This is a genomic window from Pauljensenia sp. UMB10120, from assembly GCF_030212035.1.
GTDB classification, from domain to species: Bacteria; Actinomycetota; Actinomycetes; order Actinomycetales; family Actinomycetaceae; genus Pauljensenia; species Pauljensenia radingae_A.
Genome location: NZ_JASODH010000007.1, coordinates 124,879 through 146,669 on the forward strand (window position 1 = coordinate 124,879; position 21,791 = coordinate 146,669).

The window sequence follows — 21,791 nt, forward strand, 5'->3', positions numbered from 1 at the left end:
TAACCCAAGGGAGGGTGCCGATGTCTCGAGAAGGAGTCGCTTCCGTAGAAGAAGTTGCCGCTGCGGAAAAGACACGGCAACGACACAGTCCAAGCGGGCTGGTCTATCTGCTCAAACGCCTGGGATTCTATGTCGTCACTGCTTTTGTGGCAGTCGTCTTGAACTTTGCCATTCCGCGCTTCATGCCCGGCGATCCGGTGGTCACGTTGACCCGCCAGATCGAACAACAAACGGGAACCAAGCTCAGTGCAGAACAGGTTCAGTCGATGTATTCCCTCTACGGCGATCCGCAGAAGAACATCGTGGAACAGTTCCTGACCTACATCTGGGACGTCCTGCACGGCGAATTCGGTATCTCCGTCATGCGATACCCGACCAGCGTGGGAGAACTCATCAGTGGTGCGTTGCCGTGGACCGTCCTGCTGGTAGGTGTGACAACTTTACTCGCCTGGCTCGTGGGAACTGCTCTGGGAGCCATCGTCGGCTGGAACCCGGGATCGCGCCTCGACAACATCCTCACTCCCGCTTCAACGTTGTTCTCATCATTCCCAGCATTCTGGGTATCGATGGTCGTGCTGTGGGTCTTTTCTTTCCAGTTGAACTGGTTCCCTGGTGCAGGTGGATATGACCCCGATGTTCCTTTCGACATCAATAACTTCTACTTCGTTATGAGCGTGCTGCGGTATGGCGCACTGCCCGCATTCACCCTCATCCTGATCGGTTTTGCCGGATGGCTTTTCTCTATGAGAAACATGATGGTGACCACGATTTCGGAAGACTACGTCACGCTGGCAAAAGCAAAGGGATTGCCCGAGCGAACCGTGCTGTTCCGCTACGCGGCGCGTAACGCGCTCCTGCCGAATATTACGAATCTGGCCATGGCAATGGGAGGCATCGTGGGTGGTGTCGTCCTCAGTGAAATCGTCTTCACCTACCCCGGGATCGGTTACCTGCTGCTGCAGTCGATCCTCGCGAAGGATTATCCAGTCATGCAGAACATCTTCCTCATGATTGTTTTTGCCGTCCTGATCGCTAACTTCGTTGCAGATTCCCTGTACGTGGTTCTCGATCCTCGAACGAGGGAGAACTGATGCTCAAGCAATTTCTCTCAAGCCGCAAAGTACAGGTCGGAATTTCTGTCCTGATCTTCTTCCTGATCGTTGCGATTTTCGGTGAACTGTTCATTACCACAGTGATGAACCTGGACCCGGCAGCCGTCGACTACGAAAACATGGGGTCAGCGCCAAGCAGCGAACACCTTCTGGGCACGAACCTTGCCGGACAGGACGTATTTGCGCAGACGGTGAAAGGCGCGCGCGGATCGGTATTCGTCGGTTTGATTTCCGGTCTTCTGGCAACGGTGATCGCTGTCCTGGTCGGAACATGGTCGGGATACTCAGTCGGCCTGATCGACAAGGTGACGATGGCTTTCGTGAACGTGCTGATGACCCTCCCAAGCCTTGCACTGATGTTCATCATCGCCGGCTACATCAACAATGCCGGGATCGTCATGATCGCCCTAATTATCGGCTTCCTGGAGTGGCCCGGTGGTGCGCGAGTCATCCGTTCGCAAACGCTTTCTCTTCGCAACAGAGACTTCACTGCGGCTCTGCGTTCAATCGGAGAAAAGAGGTGGCGAATCGTCATGGTCGAAATCGTGCCTCACCTGGGCGGCATCATTTCGGCAATGTTCCTGCGTGCTCTGGTGGCTGGCATTTTCGCTGAATCCTCCCTCGCATTCCTAGGTATTGGAAATACAAACGGAATGTCCTGGGGTATGCAGATCGGGCAGGCACAACAGCAGGGCGCATTGCTGCGCGGCATGTGGTGGTGGTTCCTGCCACCAGGTATCTGTATCGCCCTGATCGGCTTTGCGACGGCAATGGTGAACTTCGGTCTGGATGAAATCACGAACCCCTCACTGAACGCACGATTGACGAGCATCACCCACAAGTTCAACAGGAAACGTGACCGAGAGATTCGATCCAGCGATCAGCCCGTGATGTGGAGCGCAGATACAGGGACGGTGACCTCATGACAGAGCCAGTGAAACTGCTGGAAGTTGACAGCCTGTGCGTCGACTATCTTGGTATTGACGCCGATGCGCGGGCGTGCAACGACGTCAGCTTCACGCTGCATCGAGGCGAGATCCTGGGCGTGGCTGGTGAATCAGCTTCCGGAAAATCGACGCTTCTGACAGCGATAATGAGGTTGCAGAAACCGCCCGCCGTTATCGCATCTGGCGCAATTCGCTACTATTCCCCAGACGGAAAGGTCATCGATCTGGCGCGTGCCAGTGAGGACCAGATCCGCCCCCTGAGGTGGGTTGATCTGTCAATCGTGATGCAGTCGGCGATGGCCTGCCTGAACCCGGTGATGCGTCTGGGCAAACAGTTCGATGACGTGCTGGCAGTCCATAATCCCAGGATGGATAAGAAGGCTCGCCAGGAACGCGCAGTGTCGCTGCTGGAAGATGTTGGCATTGGCCCTGACGCCATGACACGTTACCCGCATGAATTGTCCGGAGGGATGCGGCAGCGCTCACTGATCGCGCTGGCGCTGGCATGCGATCCAGAACTGATCGTGATGGATGAGCCGACCACTGCCGTCGATGTCGTCATGCAGCGCCAGATCCTCGACGAGATTCTGGCACTTCAGGAAAAGCTGGGATTCTCGGTCATTTTCGTGACGCACGACCTGTCGTTGCTCCTCGAGATCGCTGATCGCATCGCAATCATGTATGCCGGCAAGCTCATTGAAATTGCTGATGGCGAGGACCTGGCAGATGACCCGATCCACCCGTATTCGCGTGGTCTGCGGGATGCTTTCCCCTCGTTGACCCAGCCCAAGCGTAAGTTCCACGAGATTCCTGGCACCCCTCCCGACCTGTTGAATCTGCCACCAGGCTGCCCCTTTGCGCCGCGCTGTGAATTCAGAGAAGCGCGGTGCGAGGAAAAACCGCCCGCTCTGATTGAACTTGGCGGTAGGCGCTCAGTGGCCTGCCCCGTCATGGTGGAGAGGAGGAACGACCATGCCCGAAACTGAAGTGGTTCTCGCCGCTGAAGATGTGACCGTCACCTTTGAAGGCAAGGCACAATCAGGTGGACGCAGCACTGTCACTGCCTGCGATCATGTCAGCCTCGAGCTGCACAAGGGTGAAGTGGTCGCCCTCGTCGGTGAATCGGGATCTGGAAAAACGACGCTGGCGCGTGCCCTTGCCCTCCTCGGTGACATCGATTCCGGGCAGATTTTGCTGCACGGCAAGACGGTGAACCTCAGCGGGCCGAACCGCATCAAGCCTATTGAGTACTACGGGCAGGTGCAGATGATCTTCCAGGACCCGTTTGCCTCGCTCAACAACCTGAAGACGGTGCGTCACATCATCGGCAGAGCGTTGAAACTGCATGGCCGCGCCACTAGTCGGCAGGAAGTCGAGCAGCGAACACTGGAACTGCTGGAAACCGTGCATCTGACTCCTGCCTCAGAGTTCATCGACCGGTATCCCAGTTCCATGTCCGGTGGGCAGCGGCAACGCGTCTCCATCGCGCGGTCGTTGGCTGTGGAGCCGTCTGTGCTGCTGGCAGATGAACCCACGTCGATGCTGGACGTGTCGATACGAATCGGTGTGCTGAATCTGCTCGATGAGCTGCGTCATGAACGTGGCGTGTCCATCCTGTACATCACGCACGACATCGCCAGTGCGCGATACCTGTCTGACCGGATGGCCGTGATGTACCACGGGAAGCTGGTTGAAGTGGGCCAGACTGAACAGATTGTGCACGAACCTGAGCACGACTATACGCGGGTTCTGATTGGCGCTGCACCGGATCCGAGCAGGCGAGTCAAGAGAACGAAAAAACGATAAAAGAAATCCAACTACGTACCAGAAAGGTCACACAATGATGAGGAGATGGAGACGAGCACTGGCAGTCGGCCTGTTGTCAGCGGTGACGCTGACCGGCGTGGGGTGCTCCTTCGACAAGGGAGACAGGGCATCATCGAGTGCCTCCGGAGACGCATCGAGCTCCGAGGTCAAGATTGCCGGCTGGGGCGGAACCACCTGGAGTCAGAACTTCAACCTGTTCTCCCCGACAGCAACTGCGGTTACGCCGGGCACAGCGTTCTTCTATGAGCCGTTGGTTCGTCTTGATCGCACCAAGGCTGGCGAGGTTCTTCCCTTCCTTGCTGAATCATGGGAATTCAATGAGGATGGAACAGAACTGACATTCACCCTGCGTAACGATGCGACGTGGAGCGACGGTGAACCATTCACCGCGAAGGATGTGGCGTTCACCTGGCAGCTCGTGATCGACGGAAAGACCAAGGCGTACTACCCATTCAAGCAAGTCAGCGCTATCGACGACACTCATGTGAAGGTCGTGTACGACGAACCGGCGTTCGCTGACCTGGTTTCATTCGCAAAGCGCCAGATCATTCCGGAGCACGTGTGGAAAGACGAGGATCCGGCTACCTTCACCAACCCTGAGCCGATCGGGACGGGTCCCCTCGTCCTTGATTCCTTCTCGCCTCAGCAGCTGACACTGAAGATGCGCGACGACTACTGGGGTGACACATCCACTGACGTCAAGACCGTGAAGATCATGGCCATGAGTGCTGACGCCGCCAAGGACGCCCTGAAGAAGGGGACAATTGACTACGGCACGGCCGGGTGGGAAAACGCTGATGAAGAATACGTCAGCAAGGACCCCGAGCACTTCAGCTATACCTTCTACCCGGTGGGCACCAGCGACGGAATCGTCTTCAACACGATGAAAGCACCGTACGACGATCCCGCAGTCAGGCGTGCGCTGCGCGATTCGATTGACCTGGAAGCTGCCGCGAAGGCTGTCAACGTTGGATACTCAGTGCCGACGAAGGCTGGTCTTGACCCCAGCGTGTACGGAGATATCCTCGCGAGTGGTCAGGAAGCAAAGCTGGATGTCGAAGCCGCCAAGAAAGATCTGGCTGACGCCGGATGGGAGGTTGTCGACGGCAATCTGGTGAAAAACGGACAGTCCTACACGCTGCAATATGATGTCTACCAGCCCTACACCGAATGGGTGCTGACGGCGCAGATCCTAGCTGACCAGTGGAAGCAGAACCTCGGCCTGACAGTGGGAATCAACCAGCTGGCTGACCAGCCATTTTCTCAGCTGGTCGAATCGGGCGACTACGGCATGATGTCCTCGAGCCCGACGCAGGGTCTGCAGATCACGGACATCGTTACGCACTTTGACTCGGCGCGCGTCGGAACGCCTGGAGAAAAGAACGACGGCAACGAGATGTTCTTCAAGAACGAGCGTCTCGATGAGATCGGCGTCAAGCTTGGAGAATTCCCACCGGGAAGCACGGATGAGGCATTCAAGAAGCTGGCTGTCGAAGCACAGGAGATCCTGGCTGAGGAGGCCCCGTTCATCGCCACAGCAACTGCCGGCTGGAAAGCCGAGCTCAACTCGATGAGGTGGACAGGCTGGCCTGTTCAGGGAGAAACTACCTGGGTACCGAATAACACCTTGCCGGCAGACGCTATTCTCACTATTTTGAATCTGAAATCATCATGACGCGATCAACACTGGAAGTGCGGGGCGCGCAGTTCCTGCGCGGCAATGAACAGCATCTCATCATTTCCGGCGCACTGCATTATTTCCGCGTGCACCCGGATTTGTGGGAAGACCGTCTCAAGCGGCTGGCCCTGATGGGCTGCAATACCGTCGAGACATATGTGGCGTGGAACTTTCACGCCCCGGCTTCCGGGGTTGTGTCATTTGAAGGTGGCAGAGACCTCGGCCGCTTCCTCGACATTGCGGCGGAGCTTGGCCTGGACGCGATTGTGCGACCAGGGCCTTACATTTGTGCCGAATGGGAAAACGGCGGCCTGCCGTCGTGGTTGACGCACGACACATCCCTGCGGCTGCGCTGCCGCGATGAGAAGTTCCTGGCGGAAGTGTCCCGCTGGTTCGATCAGCTCATCCCGATTGTGGCGCAGCGCCAATCCAACAGGGGTGGCAACGTCGTTGCCGTCCAGGTGGAAAACGAATATGGTTCATGGGGGGATGACGCGCAATACCTCGCGATTATGCGCGATATGGTCACCGATCGTGGGATCGATGAACTCCTGGTGACGAGCGATGGTGGCGCTTCCCTGTGGCTATCTGCCGGAACCGTGGAGGGCGCGTATCCGACCGGTAACTTCGGGTCGCGAGCTGAACAGGTCCTCCCCGTGCTGTCTCAGTGGACAGACGGCGGGCCGGGGATGTGCATGGAGTTCTGGAACGGGTGGTTTGACCATTGGGGAGAACCCCACCACGACAGAGACGCCCAGGACTGTGCGAACGAACTTGATTTCATGCTCTCGCACGGCATGAGTGTCAATTTCTACATGGCGCACGGAGGCACCAACTTTGGCCTGTGGGCCGGTGCGAACCAGGCGGAGGACTACCAGCCGACCACGACCAGCTACGACTACGACGCTCCCATTGCTGAAGACGGAAGGCTCACGGCAAAATTCCACGCCTACCGACAGACGATCGCACGCTACCGGGATCTTCCCGATTACGAGGCAGAACGCGAACGCCTGGGGATCACGGAAAATCCCACAATGCAGCCGCGCCTGGATCTGCAGCTCGAGCATTCCCACAACCTGCGCACACTGCCCTTGTGGCGCAGTGAAGGTGAAGGCTGGCCGTGGGTTCCCACCTTTGAAGAAGCGGAAATCGACCTGGGATTCCAGCTGCTCAAACGCGAGATCACGGTCTTCCCCTGGTCTGACGGCGCCATTGTGCCGCTTCGGTTCATGGAGCTGCACGACAGGGCCTACGTGTGGGGTAATGGGGTCTTCCTGGGAGTTGCTGATCGCAACAATCCTGACCAGGAAATATCGCTGGAGCCTGCGCTGGGCGATGTTGCGGAGAGGCAATCGCTCGAGGGGACAACGATTGAGCTGGAAATACTCGTCGAGAACCTGGGGCGTGTGAACTTTGGCCCCCACCTGGGCGATCCTAAGGGAGTCGTTCGAGGAATCTGGTACGGGGTGCGTTTCCTGAACAATTGGCAGGTTGTCTCGCTTTCGCCAGAATCGCTCCTTGCCGCATGCGAGGAAGCGAACGGGGCGAATTCTGAGCACAGCGCTTCGGCCGGGTTGCCAGTTCTTGCCTCGGCGGCATTTGACGTCGAGGACGAGGCGGACGCCTACCTGGACGTATCGCAATGCGGTCACGGCATCGCCTGGATTGATGACTTCTGCCTGGGGCGTTTCTGGAATATCGGGCCACAGCACGCACTGTACGTCCCGTCGCCGCTGCTCAAACCCGGCAGACATCGGATCACCGTGCTGGATCTGGAATGTGAGCACCCCTCGGTCTCACTTATCGACCATCCGCTGTTCACCACGGAGGACTAGAAGCACTGGAACCGTTGGTGCGGACACATCTCAGGCCCTGGCTCGGCGCAGCCAGGGCCTGAGTGCATGGAGAGGTGCCCGCGGTGGCTCTACGATGGCAACCATGGCACACCAGATTTCGGCACCTGTTCCTGCAGGGCCTGGCGACAAAGTGGCACTGCTGTCACCTGCGTGGGCGGCACCGGCTTATTTCCCGGAGGTTCACCGCCAGGCGGTCTCGCGCATGGAAGAGCTGCTGAATGTGGAAGTGGTTGAATACCCCACCACGGCGGCAATGAATGCGTCACCAGCTGATCGCGCTAGGGACTTCAATGCCGCACTTGCTGATCCGCAGATCCGCGCCATTTTCACCACCGTGGGCGGCGACGATCAGATACGGATCACCCGGTTCCTTGACCCTGTTCTGGCCCGACGTGACCCGAAACCGGTGTTCGGATACAGTGACAACACAAATATCCTGAACTGGTTGTGGCGCAACGGAATCGCGTCATATCACGGTGGCGCCTCCATGGTGCATTTCGGAAGTGGCCCTGGTGTGGATAGCGAGCACCTGGCAACGGTGCGTGCAGCGCTTTTTGGTCAGGAAGACCTGCCCTTGCCCATGCCTGAAGACAGTGAGGACTACGGGTGGGACTGGTCGACGCCACAGGCACTGACTGAGCCTGTCCGACGAGAAAGCGCAATTCCCCTCGAGTTTATCGGCCCTGACGCACTTGTACGAGGGCGCACCTGGGGCGGCTGCATGGAAGTGATCGATCAGCTGGCGCTCGCGGACCGTCTGCCGGCGGCGCGTGAACTCGAAGGTGCGATTCTTCTGCTGGAGACATCCGAAATGCTGCCACCGCCGGATTATGTGGGACGCTGGGTGCGCGCGATGGGGGAGCGTGGGTATCTGGACGCCGCCGCAGGTCTGGTGTTCGCCCGTCCTGTGGTGCGTAATCGCGAGATGCCCGACGAGCCGGAAGCTGTGGTCACGGCTCGCCGCGAGGCCTACACCGAGTACCTTCTGTCCAACATCGTTGACTACACGCGCGACCTGCTGGTGTGTATCGGGTTGCCGTTTGGCCATACGCGACCGCAACTTGTCCTGCCCTATGGTGGTGAAATCACGCTTGACCCGTCAGCGGGCGCGGTGATTGCACATTTCGCATCCGTGTGAGTCTCCCTCGCCAAAATGCAGGTTGATGCCGCAGTCGATAGTCAGGGGAGTCACCACGTTAAGTGTTGGATTGGCAGGTTCGCCGGTGATCTGCTGAATGATGTCGCAGAGCTGCTCGGCGCTGTGCACCCCTGAGTTCAGCTGCTGACACAGAAGCCGGGTCTGGACTGCGCGGGCATGCATGAACTCCGTGGCTTCACTTCCGGGTGTGAGTGCCTGGCCAGCAGCCATCATTTTCAGGAATTCTGCTCGATTCATGTGGCTCCTCATCAAATTCCTACACCTGAAGTGATCCCCTATGCCATTGTGGTAACTATTCACAGCTGTTAGAACGAAAGAGGTCGAAAAGGTCTTCCTCGTTTCCGTCAGTTTCGTAGATTTCGATTTTTCGGTCAACGAGACGGAGATTACGGTTCAGGATTTCGATCTGGTTAGTGATTCTTTCCCTGTGCGCCCGCACTATCTTCACTAACTTATTTCTTTGATTGCCCTCGCGTTGCAGTTCAACGTAACGTCGTAGCTCTAAGACGCTCATGTCTGTGGACAACATGTGGCGGATGAAATGCACCGAGGAAACGTCTTCTTCACTGAATGTTCTGATGCCGGACGCTGAGCGACCGGGGAATATCAAGTTTTCTGATTCATAGAAACGAAGCGTTGCGGTGGTCACCCCAGTTTCCTTGGCGACTTCACCGATTCTTTTCATAGCCGACTCCTGAATCCCCTTGACTTCAAGTTCACTTGAACTTTTATGCTGAGGTTATAGACATGAAGCTGCGCAGTGCATAGCACCCGGTGACGCGGTGTGGGTGCCGGCGGGTGTAAACCACTGGCATGGCGCGACAAGTGAGCCAGCCATGGCTCACTATGCGGTCGCATTGAAAGACGTCGAGGAAAACCTGGTCATCTGGGGACGCCCTGTCACCGAAGAAGAATTCACCACTGCTAATGAACAAATAAAACCCACGAGCAAAAATGAGACGGTTATGGTTAATGGAAAGCGAAGGTAGAAAAATGATTCTTTACTTTTCATGTACTGGCCACACTGAAAGTGCAGCCGCGCGGCTTCAGGAAGTCCTCAGAGAAACGACCACACAGTTAGAGGCGGGCGAACCGTACTCGATGGAAGACATCGACTGGCAGGTCGACGACTGCCGAGCGAATAAGGAACAACGTGACCAGCTACCTCTGCCAAGTTTGAAAGATCACATCGACTTGAGTGGCGTGGACACGTTGTATCTGGGATTCCCTATTTGGTGGGGAATCCCCCCGAAAGTCATTGACACATTTCTGCAAACCCATGTCTTGTCGGGCACCAAAATCTGCTTATTCTGCTCATCAGGAAGGTCTTCTATAAATGAAGCAGAAGAATACCTGCGCACAAACTACCCAGATATCAACTGGGCAAAAGGAATCAGATACCACAGAGCGATGAGTGACACTGAGCTGAGCAACTGGGCAAACGCATAAGTGAATGGTGAGATCGTGAGCCTGAATACTGGTCTTCAGTACCTGCGCTCCTCTCGCGTGCACAATTTTGGAATCGAACGAGGTAATAACTTTAGCTCTCTTCACAGAACTGTGTGGTAAAGATAAGGAGTGGCTTATCTACAGGCAGTTCAAGGCGATATCACCACTCAGGCTGTCGATGCTATCGTCAATCCCGCCAACACTCGGATGCGTGGCGGCGGCGGTGTTGATGGTGCGATTCACCGAGCCGCAGGCGGTCGCCTGTTGGACGAGTGCATATCCCGTTTTCCTGATGGGCTGAAAACTGGTGAAGCTGGTTGGACGCATGGTTTTAATCTGCCCGCGCAATTCGTTATCCATACGCCCGGGCCGGTATATCGTGGCAAGAAAACTGATCGCAGTTTGCTGGAATCGAGTTACCGGAATTGTCTAGCTGTGGCCGATGAACTTGGCGTCGATTCCATCGCTTTTCCACTGATTAGCACTGGCACTTATGGCTATCCGATTGATGAGGCGATCGATGTAGCGCTAGAAATTCTCGCCACCACACCGACTGGCGTCTCGCACATCAGATTTGTCACTTTAGATGCCAAAATCCAAAAGGAACTGAAGGCTCGCTTCTCTTATTTTACTTGGCTGCGTCTGCTCCAAGGAGTTGGTACTCTTCATCAGCGTGGCTATGAAGGAGTACGCATCCGACCTGGGATGAGTCCCTCTGGAATGTTCTGGCGCGTTCAAATTGCGTCATCAGAAGACTTTGAACCGGTTCATTGGAAAGGAGCCACAGACTTCGTTCCTAAAGGTGATGCTAACCAGGTGAAATACACTACGGCAAAGGGTACCGAGGTTGGCACAGGCTATGTCACGAGTGCAACAAGCCCTGATGAGGCCGCCGATATTGTTCTCCAACAGGTGCCAACCCTCGCCAAGGAATACAGCGACCCCGAGTACGTTGTGTGGTTTCAGGCATTATTAGCAGTCGTTGAAGGGCTGAAATCTGCCCCCATCCTCTACTCCGATTACTACTACGAAGGCGGACCACTGTGGATAGGAGGCAAAGTTCACTTTCCCTCCCAGCCGACACCGCTCCACCTCAGAAGTTGATATACAGTTCGTTATCCCCGAGGCAAACTAATTCAAGGAGATGACATCGTGACTAAAGATGTACCCCTGCGAAAGGGCGGCCTAGTTCTTTGAGGCACCGCCAGGTGTCGCGGTACATCTCATCAGCACCCAAAGGGTTACCGTCGTGCTGCACCGGCGTCAGGTAGCTACTCGGCTCAGGTATGTCCGTGTCTGCAAGGTCGCCGTCGGGTTCGAGGTTAACAGGGTGTAGCGGGGTCAAGTTTAGAATACGCGCGTCTTTGCCCTGCGTGATTTTCTCCGCACCAGCGTCGGTTTCGGTCCAGACCCAGCCCGCCGACCGTCACGATTCGTCTTATCTTTCGCCGTCGATTCTCACCACCTTTCCGCAGTTCAGGGCAGGTTAAACACCTCGGACTGTACGGTAAAGAGGGTGATCCCCTGTTTGATTCGAAGTTCTTGCGCGCGAGAGGCCTGGCCCGTTGTGCATCACCTCAGGTCGCAGTGATTTCATATCCTCTAGTCCTCTTAGAGTTCGTCCCGGCGAGGCGAACGCGCCGTCCGCCACCGGTCACCATCTAACGCGGAGATACGGGAGTGCAGGGCTTGCATAAAGCCATCAGATTATTGAAGTCACGTGCTCCGTTTCGAGAGAGGCAGGATGTGGTGGACTTCTTGGGTCGGGTGAGCCTGCCCTCACACTGCCACTGTTCACACAAGAGATGCGTTGCGACGTACCTAGCACGCACCCGTCGCTACGCGGGGCCATACCCGGCAGCGATGGTGGGGTGACGGCAGGTGGTTGATGAACTCGTCAACAGGTATGAGGCTACGAGGGAGAGGTGGGAGAAGGTGATGCACACCGACCTTACCGACTACGAGGACTAGGCAACTATTGCGCGAAAGTCGAACCTGAGCAAGACTACCCTGCTACCCCTTCCGACAAAATCCCACCTGCGAACCGAATACCACCCCAACAACGCCGCGTCGCGATCCACCCCAAAACCGAGCTGACCTCGATTTTCCCTAAATAGCAAGCCAAAACGGCGTAAAAAATCCCTGCTGAAATTGTATTAACTTCAGCAGGGATGCTGTGAGGACCCTGCTGAGCCATCACGTCAGGCGCAGGCCTGTGACACAGGTAGCACCGTCGTCGGTGGTGGAAAACTCCGTGGTGCCGGTACGCCCCTGGTAGCTGACCTCAATCAGGCCGGTGACATCATCGGGAAGCCAGAAGCCAATAAACCCGTTGTCGAAGGTGGTTGTCGCCTCGTCCACCAGCACCTCACCGGTCGCCTCATCGGTGATCGTGACCTGGATATCCTCATTGCTGAGTTCCCCCTGGCAGGTCGTGAGGCTGTGGTAGAAGCAGTCGTGGGTGGATGTGAGATAGGGTGCGATCGAGACATACGTCTGATTGTCGGGAAGATCGACCACGACATCCTGGTCACCGCTCGAGAGCAGCAGTTCATCGGCACGCACTGAGGCGATCAGATCCGTGGGACGCTCAGTGACCTTCTGCCGGTCGAGGTGATCAATGATCTCCACCGCGTCCATGTCGGCCAGGCCATGGGTAGTCAGGAATGTATCTTGGGACACCGTCCCGTCGGCCGTGGGTTCCGGGTCGGCGGCCGAACACCCCGTGAGGGCGAGGGCAAGGGCGGCGGCTGCGATCGCTGCTCGTTTCACGTCAATCTCCTTAGCTCGTGGTAAGACTGTGAGAAGACACCGCCTCAAGGTCGGTGCCATATCTTTATCTTGCACGGGTGCCTGACGGACTAGAAATTAAAAACCGGCTCACAGCCTTATAACAGGGCGAAAAGGGGGGTGAGTTATGTGGCCTGGGTCACCACCGGGACACCACTCCACAGCCGTGGGCGATGTCCTTCTACCCGCCCCGGGTATGCGGTACAGGCAGTGAAATCCCTGGTGGCGCCTGCTGAACCGACCAGGGGAGGCGATGCCGCCGGCCCGGGGTGGGGCACAGGGGTGACGGCGGTCGAAGGGTGATGTTTGAAGATTTGATGAAGATTTCCCCGCCGGGCACTGAGCGAGGGTGGTATTCCCCCATGGCCGGAGCGATACTGGGGTCTATGGCTGAACACACACCGACCACCGCCACGCCCCCGGGGCGGGTGCTGGTCGTCGATGATGAACAACCCCTGGCTCAGATGGTGGCCTCCTACCTCATCCGGGCAGGCTTCGATACCCGTCAGGCGCACACCGGCACCCAGGCCGTGGACGAGGCCCGTCGCTTTTCCCCCGATGTTGTGGTGCTGGATCTGGGGCTGCCCGAACTCGACGGCCTAGAGGTGTGCCGACGGATCCGCACCTTCTCGGACTGCTACATCCTCATGCTCACCGCGCGTGGCAGCGAGGACGACAAGATTAGCGGTTTGACCCTGGGGGCGGATGACTACATCACCAAACCTTTTAGCATCCGGGAACTGGTGACTCGGGTGCATGCGGTGCTGCGCCGCCCGCGCACCAGCACCACCCCACCGCAGGTGACCACCCCCCTGATCGTTGGTGACCTCATCCTTGACCCCGTCGCCCATCAGGTGCGGGTGGGGGAGACGACCGTGGAGCTCACCCGCACGGAGTTCGAGCTGCTGGTTGCCCTGGCCCTGCGCCGCGGCCAGGCGCTGACCCGCCACCACCTGGTCACCGAGGTCTGGGACACCACCTGGGTCGGTGATGAACGCATCGTCGATGTCCACATCGGCAACTTGCGTCGCAAGCTCGGCACCGACACCCGGGGCCGGGGGTTTATCGACACCGTGCGTGGCGTGGGCTACCGGGTGGGGCAGCCATGAATCACAGACCCGGCCTGACCTTCCGCTTCCTGGCCGCCCAGGTGTTGGTCGTGGTGATTAGCCTGCTGGTGGCCGCGGCCGTGGCCACGATGGTGGGCCCGACCCTGTTCCATGATCATATGTTGATGGCCGGCCGGGAGGACCCCTCGCTGGAGCTGTTCCATACCGAGCAGGCCTACCGGGACGCCAACCTGATCACCCTGGCCGTCGCGCTGCCCACTGCCTTGATCAGCGCCCTACTGGCCAGCCTGTGGTTATCGCGTCGTCTGCGCACTCCCCTGCAGGATCTCACCCGCGCCGCTACCAGCCTGGCGGCCGGTAACTCCCGTATCCGCGTGCCCGCCGGAGAAGCAGGCCCCGAGGTCGCCACCCTGGCGCATGCCTTCAACACCATGGCCGACCGGCTGGAACACACCGAACAGGTCCGCCGCCAGATGCTCTCTGATCTGGCCCACGAAATGGGCACCCCCTTATCGGTGCTCACGGTCTACCTCGATGGTCTCCAGGACGGGGTCGTGGACTGGAATAATGCCAACCACACGATCATGGCTGACCAACTCACCCGCCTGACCCGGTTGATGGAAGACATTGACGATGTCTCCCGGGCCCAGGAACACCGGATCGATTTGGACCTGGCAGAGGAAGGGCTCGGGGATCTGCTCCATACCGCCGCTACTGCCGCGGGGGAAGCTTATGCTGACAAAGGCGTCGATTTACAGGTCGAGACCATTACGGACACCGCCCGGGTGCTCGTGGACCGGCAACGCTTCGGCCAGGTGATGAGCAATCTCCTGTCGAACGCACTACGGCACACCCCGGCCGGCGGGCAGGTCCGGATCAGCGTCCACCGACAGGGGGCATCCACCGCGCTCATCCACGTCGCCGATGACGGCGAGGGCATCCCACCTGACCAGCTCGGACACATCTTCGAACGCTTCTACCGGGGGGATGCCGCCCGCAGCCGGGACAACGGCGGGTCCGGTATCGGTCTGACCATCTCCAAGGCATTGATCGAGGCCCACGGCGGCACTCTCACCGCCACCTCCCCCGGACCCGGTCGCGGAGCGGTGTTCGCCCTCCGCCTCCCGCTGTCTCCTCCCGACAGTGAGGAGGCTGCTCGGTGACCACACCCTGCCCCGCGTGAGGGCCGTGCCCTCCACCCCTTGACAATATACCCCAGGGGGGTATATATAAGAGAAAAAGTACCACCGCATCCCACTGACTCGTAGGAGATTTCCCATGATCACCTCCCCGCCCCGCCTCTTGCCGATGGCCTCCCACGGCTGCAGCTGTTGCGGACCTGCCTCGCGTGCCGACACCGCCTCTATCCCTGCCACCAGCGACTCGTCAGCAGGGGGGTCTACCCCTAGCTACCAGGTCACCGGCCTGACCTGCGGGCACTGCGCGAAAAGCGTGACTCAGGCCCTTCAGGCCCTCCCCCAGGTCGACGACGTCCAGATTGATCTCGCTGCTGGTGGAGTTTCCACCGTCACGGTCACCGGTGTCGTACCTCCGGAGATGGTTCGCCGGGCCATCGAGGAGGCCGGCTACACCGTCTTATCCTGATTAGTTTTACCCATCATCTCGACCCCGACCGGGTTGAGCGAAAGGAACGTCATGAGCACTCCCCACCATTCCGGTGATCACCATGGTGATCACCCCGCTCCGGAAACAGACCACACTTACCACCCGGATCATGCCAGCCACGAACACCACGCAGATGCCGATACCCACGGCCAGGCGATGCCCCACGATCACCCGCATTCCGCCCTGGACGAAGACCACCACGTTCATGGTCACGGCGAACACGCCGGACACAGCACCGCAATGTTTCGGGACCGCTTCTGGTGGTCGCTGATTTTGTCCATTCCCATCGTTATTTTCAGCCCCATGGTCGCCCACCTGCTCGGCTACCACCTCCCGGCATTCCCTGGATCCACCTGGATCCCGCCGGTGCTGGGCACGATCATCTTCGTCTACGGCGGAACGCCTTTCCTCAAGGGCGGATGGAAAGAACTGAAATCCCGCCAACCCGGGATGATGCTCCTGATCGCCATGGCCATCACCGTGGCGTTTGTCGCCTCCTGGGTCACCACTCTGGGGCTGGGCGGTTTTGACCTGGACTTCTGGTGGGAGCTGGCCCTGCTGGTGACCATCATGCTGCTGGGCCACTGGCTGGAGATGCGCGCTCTCGGGGCCGCGTCCTCCGCGCTTGACGCGCTGGCTGCCCTGCTGCCGGATGAGGCCGAGAAAGTCATCGACGGGACCACCCGCACCGTGGCCATCTCCGAGCTGGTCGTCGACGACGTCGTGCTGGTGAGGGCCGGTGCCCGGGTGCCGGCCGACGGAACCATCCTCGACGGAGCCGCCGAATTCGATGAGGCGATGATCACCGGCGAATCCCGTCCCGTCTTCCGCGACACCGGTGACAAGGTGGTCGCCGGTACCGTGGCCACCGACAACACCGTCCGCATCCGGGTGGAGGCTACCGGCGGGGACACCGCCCTGGCCGGGATCCAACGCATGGTTGCCGACGCCCAGGAGTCCTCCTCCCGGGCCCAGGCCCTGGCGGATCGGGCGGCGGCGTTGTTGTTCTGGTTCGCGCTGATCTCCGCTCTGATTACCGCGGTGGTGTGGACCATCATCGGCAGCCCGGACGATGCCGTGGTGCGCACGGTCACGGTGCTGGTCATCGCCTGCCCGCATGCCCTGGGCCTGGCGATTCCGCTGGTCATTGCGATCTCCAGCGAGCGGGCCGCGAAATCCGGGGTGCTCATCAAGGACCGGATGGCGCTCGAGCGGATGCGCACCATCGACGTGGTGCTCTTCGACAAAACCGGCACCCTGACCGAGGGTGCGCACGCGGTCACCGGTGTCGCGGCAGCTGTCGGCGTCACCGAGGGCGAGCTGCTGGCCCTGGCCGCCGCCGCGGAGGCCGACAGCGAGCACCCCGTGGCCCGCGCCATCGTGGCGGCCGCGGCCGCCCATCCCGAGGCCTCCCGTCGACAAATCCGTGCAACTGGTTTCAGCGCTGCCTCCGGCCGGGGGGTCCGGGCCACTGTCGATGGCGCTGAGATCCTCGTGGGCGGGCCGAACATGCTGCGCGAGTTCAACCTCACCACTCCAGCCGAGCTCACCGACACCACCAGCGCCTGGACCGGGCGTGGGGCCGGTGTGCTCCATATTGTCCGCGACGGTCAGATCATCGGTGCGGTGGCCGTCGAGGACAAGATCCGCCCCGAATCCCGCGCCGCCGTGAAAGCCCTGCAGGACCGCGGGGTGAAGGTCGCGATGATCACCGGCGACGCCCAGCAGGTGGCCCACGCTGTCGGTCAGGACTTAGGCATTGATGAGGTCTTCGCCGAGGTCCTGCCCCAGGACAAGGACACCAAGGTCACCCAGTTACAGGAGCGTGGCCTGAGCGTGGCCATGGTCGGTGACGGTGTCAATGATGCCCCCGCTCTGACCCGCGCGGAGGTCGGTATCGCCATCGGTGCCGGCACGGATGTGGCCATGGAATCTGCCGGGGTGATCCTAGCCAGTGATGACCCGCGGGCAGTGCTGTCGATGATTGAGCTGTCCCAGGCCAGCTACCGCAAGATGATCCAGAACCTGATCTGGGCCTCTGGCTACAACATCCTCGCCGTGCCGCTGGCCGCCGGAGTACTCGCCTCGATCGGGTTCGTGCTGTCCCCGGCCGTGGGCGCGATCTTGATGTCTGCCTCGACCATCGTGGTGGCTCTGAACGCTCAGCTGTTGCGCCGCATTGATCTGGATCCGGCTCATCTGGCTCCGACCGAGTCGAAGGAGGAACGCACCACGCCTACTCCGGCATCCACCGCCGTCCACTGATCCGCCACTTCTCTCCACTGCCCCCATATGACCCTGAAAGGCTGGTGCTGTTGCAAAGTTGTGGCAGTAGGAAGAGCGACGTGAACTAATCACAGCCATGGGTATCTTCTCCGGTCGTAATTTTTTCCCCCCCGTGACATCATTCTGTGGGCAGTGCGGTGGTACTGCCGCTACGGGGTGAGCTACCGCGATCTGGAGGAAATGATGACCGAGCGGGGCGTGCCAGTCGATCACACCACGATCTACCGCTGGGTCCAGAAATACGCCCCTGAGCTGGACAAGCAAACACGGTGGTACCGACAGTTACCTGACTGGCAGGCCAGTTCCTGGCGGGTGGATGAGACCTATATCCGGGTCGGCGGCAGGTGGTGCTACCTCTATCGGGCGATCACCGCCGGTGGCCAGACCCTGGACTTTTACCTCTCTCCGAAGCGGAACGTGGCCGCAGCGAAGCGTTTCCTGACCAAGGCCCTCAGATCCAATGCGTCAGCCGGGTATCCCAGAGTGATCAACACCGATAAAGCACCCTCCCTAGCCAGGGCAATCGCCGAGTTGAAGTCAGAGGGAATCTGCCCGCCAACAGTGGAACACCGGCAGGTGAAATACCTCAACAACATCCTAGAAGGCGACCATGGTCGTCTGAAGCGGATCCTCGGGCCGAAAGGCGCGTTTAAGAACCGGACATTTGCATATCGGACGTTGAAAGGGATGGAGGCGATGCGCTCATTGCGGAAAGGGCAAGGCACAATGTTTGCCTACGGGCAACCGAACCCGGACGCGGTGATCGTCAACCGGGTCTTCGAGACGGCCTAACAACGCCCACACGCAGCGGCGATCAGGGAATGAGAAACTGAGTCTTCGCTGCTCTCCGCCCAATTTTGCAACAGCACCCGATGAACTCCATTGAGTCGTTTAACAATGAACTGCGTAAAGCTACTCGCAATAGAGTGCAGTTCACTAACGATGAATCAGCACTGAAGACGCTGCGGCTGATGATCTGCAACATTGAAGACAAACGAGCTGCAAAGAGGGCAAAGCAGGGCAAACGAGTCTCAGCGACAGCCGGCAGACTCATGGAATAAGCCCGAGTTTCCGGCTGGAAACAAGCCATCAACCAAACGGCCGTGGCCTACCCCGACCGCTTCGACAAATACCTATAACCTAACCCCACACACAAACAACTTAACACGCTCTGGTGGAACGAGACTAGGCTCCACCAAAGCTTGGGATACCGAACCCCGGCCGAGGTGGAAACCGAATTTTGGAAGCAGCACCCGCCACAGGAAATAATAGAAATCAAGGCAAATGCCTAGGAACAAAACTCGGGGCACTTCAGTGGTATCCACAGAAATCCACGTTGGTTGCAGTGTTCGATAGCATTTAGGCGGGCATGTCGGTATGGGCCTCTTGGCTTAAGGCCATGGGCTTTTTAGAAAATCTCCTCAACCGCTACACCCCACGCATGCCGGGCAAATGAAATCATAAGTACACATAATCGGCTGCCATCAGGGATGACACGATTAAGGCAGGTGTAAGCATGGAGCACGCAGATAAAAGTGACGAATATGTCTCCACGGAAGACATTGTTGATGAGGAGTTCAAACCTTCTGAAGAGGAGACGAACTACGTCAAGCGGGAAGTCGCTCGCATGCGAGAGTTCGTATCAGGTCTCTCGCTTGATGATCTGAAGAGTGGAGACTGGTTCGCTAAGCTCCTAGCGTTCTCTATGAATCAATATGTGACACAAGTCGATGCGGATTATTTCAAAGAAAAGTATCCGAACCTCCCACCCGATGCTGTCGTAGATGCCCGAATCAAGATGGCAGCAAACTATGCAGCCATCGAGGGTGCACTCAGCTCAGCGGCTTATACCGGTGCTGTTGCTGCCACGATTGGCTCTGGTGGTGGATCTTCCCCACTGACGCTGCCTGCAGGCGGCGCGAGTTTTATCGTCGACATGAGCTACACGTCATACTTGCAGCTACGCGTGGCCTATGACATCTCAGTTCTCTACGGCCTCCCGCTAAATCTCCATGACCCAGACGACACATGGAAACTAGTCAAGCTGGCATTTGGTATCAAAGCAGGTGAAGCAGCAGGTGGAGCCGTCATGAAGGGATTACCCGATTTCATCCGTCCGACCATAAAGAAGTTTTTCAGCGGCTCCACTCTTGAAGCGGTTAAGAGATTTCCGGTTGTTGGAAAACACCTTCTGCAACGCAACATCATCAAGTTCTCCATCCCGGGCATAACTATTCCCGTGACAACCGCTGTAAACCGATGGACTACAAAAGCAGCAGGCACGCGCACCAAAAGCCTGATTCGAAGACAAGCCCAAATTATTGAAGCCGCCCAACGCATCGTTGCCCAAACAGACAACATTGAGGTAGTTCTGGCTACACTGTGGTGGATCATCAACATAGACGAGGACGTCAAAGATGAAGAACGTCTACTCCTGCATTACCTTACCGTCTCTGCTGAACAAAACACCGATAATGGCGAGGAATACCTGCGCTACATCGATTCATTCAAGAATCAGATCGAGGTAGATGAAGATGATTTGTGGTCACGAATCAAGGGTATTTCCCAAGAAGATGCGCCAAGCCTCTACCGGGCTGCGGTCATCGCATCCGCAGTAGACGGCAAAATTAGTAAACAGGAACTCAAGCTCTTGGAGCTACTCGCTGATCGTCTTGGCATTCCCCATAATGCGCAATTGATCGACGAGATTAAGCGCCAATGGAAATAACGCCATACAACCACGCCATCCAAGGAAGATTTAGTAAGAATCAAACCTAACTAGACTTCAAAAAACAAGTAGCCCACGCTCGTCATAAACACTGCCACCTATTTGACCGCTTCCTTTTCGGATGGCCCGGTCTAGAGCCATGATGGTGGCGACGACTCCATCGATCTTCTCGGTGGATTTTTGTTTGTCGGGTTTGATGTTTCCTGCTGGGTCGGTGCGTACGTGAATGTTATCTACCATCCAGGCCAGCACCGGGTGTCCGCCATGGGCGAGTTTGCCCTCCAACGCCAGCTTCATCAGTTCCTTGGATGGTGGGGACATGTCTTTGAAGCCTTGCCCGAAAGGCACCACCGTGAAACCAGCATCCTCAAGGTTTTGGCTCATTTGGACCGCACCCCACCGGTCGAAAGCGATTTCTCGGATATTAGACCGGGTGCCAAGATCCTCAATGAACTTCTCGATATACCCGTAGTGCACCACGTTGCCCTCGGTCGTCTCCAGGAATCCTTGACTGTTCCACAGGTCGTAGGGGATGTGATCGCGGGCGACCCTCAGTTTCAGGTTGTCTTCGGGAATCCAAAACCAGGGCGCGACCGTGTATTTGTCATCGTCATCCGTGGGTGGGAATACGAGAACGAAAGCAGTGATATCGGTGGTGGATGCCAGGTCGAGCCGGGTTAATACCCAAAACCTACGTTGACAAGCCAAAACGCCCCTCCGCGCAACATAAAAACAGGACGCTCACTTTGTATCAAAATGAGCGTCCTAATGGTGGAGCTAGGGGGATTCGAACCCCCGACCTTCTCATTGCGAACGAGACGCGCTACCAACTGCGCCATAGCCCCAAGGCTCAAGTATCGTACCACCCTGGCAGCACGAAATGCACACTGGGGACTGTGAAGCGCACCGCCATCATTTACGAGTATTGATGCGCGCTTACATGCATGCACACTGCCAGCGCGGATCAACACTAAGGCGTACAAAAATTGATCTGAGTAATTCAGTGCTTGGTGCGCCACACTTTTAGGGGATCAGCGATGGTGGAGCGCACTCAACCGGGCACCAAAAAACCAGAATTAATGATGATAAAAACCGGATTAAAACAGTATTCCACCTGCTGTTTGGCGACATTGTGCCGAAAAATCAAACGGTGAGGGAGCTCACCGCAAATCAGTTTGACGATCGCCCCGATTGTTCGTAGAGTATTTTCTTGTCGCCCGGGCGGTGCTGATTGTTTGTGGTTGGTGTTGTTTGTGGTGGTTG

The 21,791-nt window shown here is 57.9% G+C and carries 17 protein-coding genes, 1 tRNA gene and 4 pseudogenes; 16 read left to right on the forward strand and 6 right to left on the reverse strand.

The window, feature by feature from the left end:
* The first annotated feature begins 20 nt into the window (after positions 1-20).
* The 7 genes from QP093_RS08015 to QP093_RS08045 all read left to right on the forward strand — a co-directional run bounded on the left by QP093_RS08015 (position 21) and on the right by QP093_RS08045 (position 8,558).
* A complete protein-coding gene (locus QP093_RS08015; RefSeq protein WP_285016030.1) occupies positions 21-1,091 on the forward strand; it encodes an ABC transporter permease in 1,071 nt (356 codons plus the stop codon).
* Entirely contained in the window at positions 1,091-2,038 is a 948-nt protein-coding gene (locus QP093_RS08020) for an ABC transporter permease (protein WP_285016031.1), read from the forward strand. The genes QP093_RS08015 and QP093_RS08020 overlap by 1 nt, the downstream gene beginning before the upstream one ends.
* Positions 2,035-3,045, forward strand: a complete 1,011-nt coding sequence (locus QP093_RS08025) for an ABC transporter ATP-binding protein (RefSeq protein ID WP_285016032.1) — start codon at positions 2,035-2,037, stop codon at positions 3,043-3,045. Before QP093_RS08020 ends, QP093_RS08025 begins: the two co-directional genes overlap by 4 nt.
* Positions 3,032-3,865, forward strand: a complete 834-nt coding sequence (locus QP093_RS08030; RefSeq protein WP_285016033.1) for an ABC transporter ATP-binding protein — start codon at positions 3,032-3,034, stop codon at positions 3,863-3,865. Before QP093_RS08025 ends, QP093_RS08030 begins: the two co-directional genes overlap by 14 nt.
* Positions 3,866-3,899: 34 nt before the next feature.
* Positions 3,900-5,561 carry an ABC transporter substrate-binding protein gene (locus tag QP093_RS08035; RefSeq protein WP_285016034.1) on the forward strand — a complete coding sequence of 554 codons (1,662 nt, stop codon included), beginning with the start codon at positions 3,900-3,902 and terminating at the stop codon, positions 5,559-5,561.
* Positions 5,558-7,399, forward strand: a complete 1,842-nt coding sequence (locus tag QP093_RS08040; protein ID WP_285016035.1) for a glycoside hydrolase family 35 protein — start codon at positions 5,558-5,560, stop codon at positions 7,397-7,399. Before QP093_RS08035 ends, QP093_RS08040 begins: the two co-directional genes overlap by 4 nt.
* A gap of 103 nt (positions 7,400-7,502) precedes the next feature.
* Positions 7,503-8,558 (forward strand): S66 family peptidase, encoded by a 1,056-nt coding sequence (locus QP093_RS08045; protein WP_285016036.1) that lies wholly within the window; start codon positions 7,503-7,505, stop codon positions 8,556-8,558.
* Here QP093_RS08045 and QP093_RS08050 read toward each other — a convergent pair.
* Together QP093_RS08050 and QP093_RS08055 are read right to left on the reverse strand one after the other, a co-directional pair.
* Positions 8,520-8,816 (reverse strand): hypothetical protein, encoded by a 297-nt coding sequence (locus QP093_RS08050; RefSeq protein ID WP_285016037.1) that lies wholly within the window; start codon positions 8,814-8,816, stop codon positions 8,520-8,522. The two genes, QP093_RS08045 and QP093_RS08050, sit on opposite strands and share 39 nt — an antisense overlap.
* Before the next feature lie 55 nt (positions 8,817-8,871).
* Positions 8,872-9,264 (reverse strand): MerR family transcriptional regulator, encoded by a 393-nt coding sequence (locus tag QP093_RS08055; RefSeq protein WP_285016038.1) that lies wholly within the window; start codon positions 9,262-9,264, stop codon positions 8,872-8,874.
* A 287-nt stretch (positions 9,265-9,551) separates the two neighbouring features.
* Here QP093_RS08055 and QP093_RS08060 point away from each other — a divergent pair, with 287 nt between their 5' ends.
* Both QP093_RS08060 and QP093_RS08065 read left to right on the forward strand, forming a co-directional pair.
* The gene (locus QP093_RS08060) at positions 9,552-10,028 is read left to right on the forward strand and encodes a flavodoxin (RefSeq protein ID WP_285016040.1); all 477 of its coding nucleotides are present in this window, start codon (positions 9,552-9,554) and stop codon (positions 10,026-10,028) included.
* 129 nt (positions 10,029-10,157) lie between these two features.
* Positions 10,158-11,132 (forward strand): macro domain-containing protein, encoded by a 975-nt coding sequence (locus tag QP093_RS08065; RefSeq protein ID WP_285016041.1) that lies wholly within the window; start codon positions 10,158-10,160, stop codon positions 11,130-11,132.
* A 1,092-nt stretch (positions 11,133-12,224) separates the two neighbouring features.
* Here the strand turns inward: QP093_RS08065 and QP093_RS08070 are convergent.
* Positions 12,225-12,800, reverse strand: coding sequence for a CueP family metal-binding protein (locus QP093_RS08070; protein ID WP_285016042.1), 576 nt, complete (start codon positions 12,798-12,800; stop codon positions 12,225-12,227).
* A gap of 404 nt (positions 12,801-13,204) precedes the next feature.
* Here QP093_RS08070 and copR point away from each other — a divergent pair, with 404 nt between their 5' ends.
* The 7 genes and pseudogenes from copR (at position 13,205) to QP093_RS08105 (ending at position 20,528) form a co-directional block, all read left to right on the forward strand.
* Positions 13,205-13,927: a two-component system response regulator CopR gene (gene copR, locus QP093_RS08075; RefSeq protein WP_285016043.1), complete on the forward strand. Its 723-nt coding sequence runs from the start codon at positions 13,205-13,207 to the stop codon at positions 13,925-13,927.
* Positions 13,924-15,018: pseudogene (gene copS / locus QP093_RS08080) on the forward strand (two-component system sensor histidine kinase CopS); the annotation flags it as partial. The gene copR and the pseudogene copS, both read left to right, overlap by 4 nt.
* Positions 15,019-15,196: 178 nt before the next feature.
* Positions 15,197-15,493, forward strand: a complete 297-nt coding sequence (locus QP093_RS08085) for a heavy-metal-associated domain-containing protein (protein WP_502929411.1) — start codon at positions 15,197-15,199, stop codon at positions 15,491-15,493.
* 261 nt (positions 15,494-15,754) lie between these two features.
* Positions 15,755-17,779 carry a copper-translocating P-type ATPase gene (locus tag QP093_RS08090; RefSeq protein ID WP_350309985.1) on the forward strand — a complete coding sequence of 675 codons (2,025 nt, stop codon included), beginning with the start codon at positions 15,755-15,757 and terminating at the stop codon, positions 17,777-17,779.
* 97 nt (positions 17,780-17,876) lie between these two features.
* Positions 17,877-18,592 (forward strand): annotated as a pseudogene (locus QP093_RS08095) (IS6 family transposase).
* Between the two features lie 83 nt (positions 18,593-18,675).
* A pseudogene (locus QP093_RS08100) lies at positions 18,676-18,939 on the forward strand (transposase); the annotation flags it as partial.
* A 377-nt stretch (positions 18,940-19,316) separates the two neighbouring features.
* Entirely contained in the window at positions 19,317-20,528 is a 1,212-nt protein-coding gene (locus tag QP093_RS08105; RefSeq protein ID WP_285016047.1) for a hypothetical protein, read from the forward strand.
* A 57-nt stretch (positions 20,529-20,585) separates the two neighbouring features.
* On the opposite strand, the pseudogene QP093_RS08110 reads toward QP093_RS08105, so the two are convergent.
* The 3 genes and pseudogenes from QP093_RS08110 to QP093_RS08120 form a co-directional block, all read right to left on the reverse strand.
* A pseudogene (locus tag QP093_RS08110) lies at positions 20,586-21,200 on the reverse strand (terminase TerL endonuclease subunit); the annotation flags it as partial.
* A gap of 97 nt (positions 21,201-21,297) precedes the next feature.
* Positions 21,298-21,373: transfer RNA gene (locus QP093_RS08115), tRNA-Ala, on the reverse strand.
* 206 nt (positions 21,374-21,579) lie between these two features.
* The coding region (locus QP093_RS08120) for a hypothetical protein (protein WP_285016049.1) at positions 21,580-21,791 on the reverse strand (212 nt) is incomplete at its 5' end.

Bases quoted from the DNA above. Each gene is read 5' to 3' on its own strand.
- QP093_RS08015 (WP_285016030.1), top strand. From the start codon at position 21: ATGTCTCGAGAAGGAGTCGCTTCCGTAGAAGAAGTTGCCGCTGCGGAA.
- QP093_RS08020 (WP_285016031.1), top strand. From the start codon at position 1,091: ATGCTCAAGCAATTTCTCTCAAGCCGCAAAGTACAGGTCGGAATTTCT.
- QP093_RS08025 (WP_285016032.1), top strand. From the start codon at position 2,035: ATGACAGAGCCAGTGAAACTGCTGGAAGTTGACAGCCTGTGCGTCGAC.
- QP093_RS08030 (WP_285016033.1), top strand. From the start codon at position 3,032: ATGCCCGAAACTGAAGTGGTTCTCGCCGCTGAAGATGTGACCGTCACC.
- QP093_RS08035 (WP_285016034.1), top strand. From the start codon at position 3,900: ATGATGAGGAGATGGAGACGAGCACTGGCAGTCGGCCTGTTGTCAGCG.
- QP093_RS08040 (WP_285016035.1), top strand. From the start codon at position 5,558: ATGACGCGATCAACACTGGAAGTGCGGGGCGCGCAGTTCCTGCGCGGC.
- QP093_RS08045 (WP_285016036.1), top strand. From the start codon at position 7,503: ATGGCACACCAGATTTCGGCACCTGTTCCTGCAGGGCCTGGCGACAAA.
- QP093_RS08050 (WP_285016037.1), bottom strand. From the start codon at position 8,816: ATGAATCGAGCAGAATTCCTGAAAATGATGGCTGCTGGCCAGGCACTC.
- QP093_RS08055 (WP_285016038.1), bottom strand. From the start codon at position 9,264: ATGAAAAGAATCGGTGAAGTCGCCAAGGAAACTGGGGTGACCACCGCA.
- QP093_RS08060 (WP_285016040.1), top strand. From the start codon at position 9,552: ATGGAAAGCGAAGGTAGAAAAATGATTCTTTACTTTTCATGTACTGGC.
- copR (WP_285016043.1), top strand. From the start codon at position 13,205: ATGGCTGAACACACACCGACCACCGCCACGCCCCCGGGGCGGGTGCTG.
- QP093_RS08085 (WP_502929411.1), top strand. From the start codon at position 15,197: ATGGCCTCCCACGGCTGCAGCTGTTGCGGACCTGCCTCGCGTGCCGAC.
- QP093_RS08090 (WP_350309985.1), top strand. From the start codon at position 15,755: ATGTTTCGGGACCGCTTCTGGTGGTCGCTGATTTTGTCCATTCCCATC.
- QP093_RS08105 (WP_285016047.1), top strand. From the start codon at position 19,317: ATGGAGCACGCAGATAAAAGTGACGAATATGTCTCCACGGAAGACATT.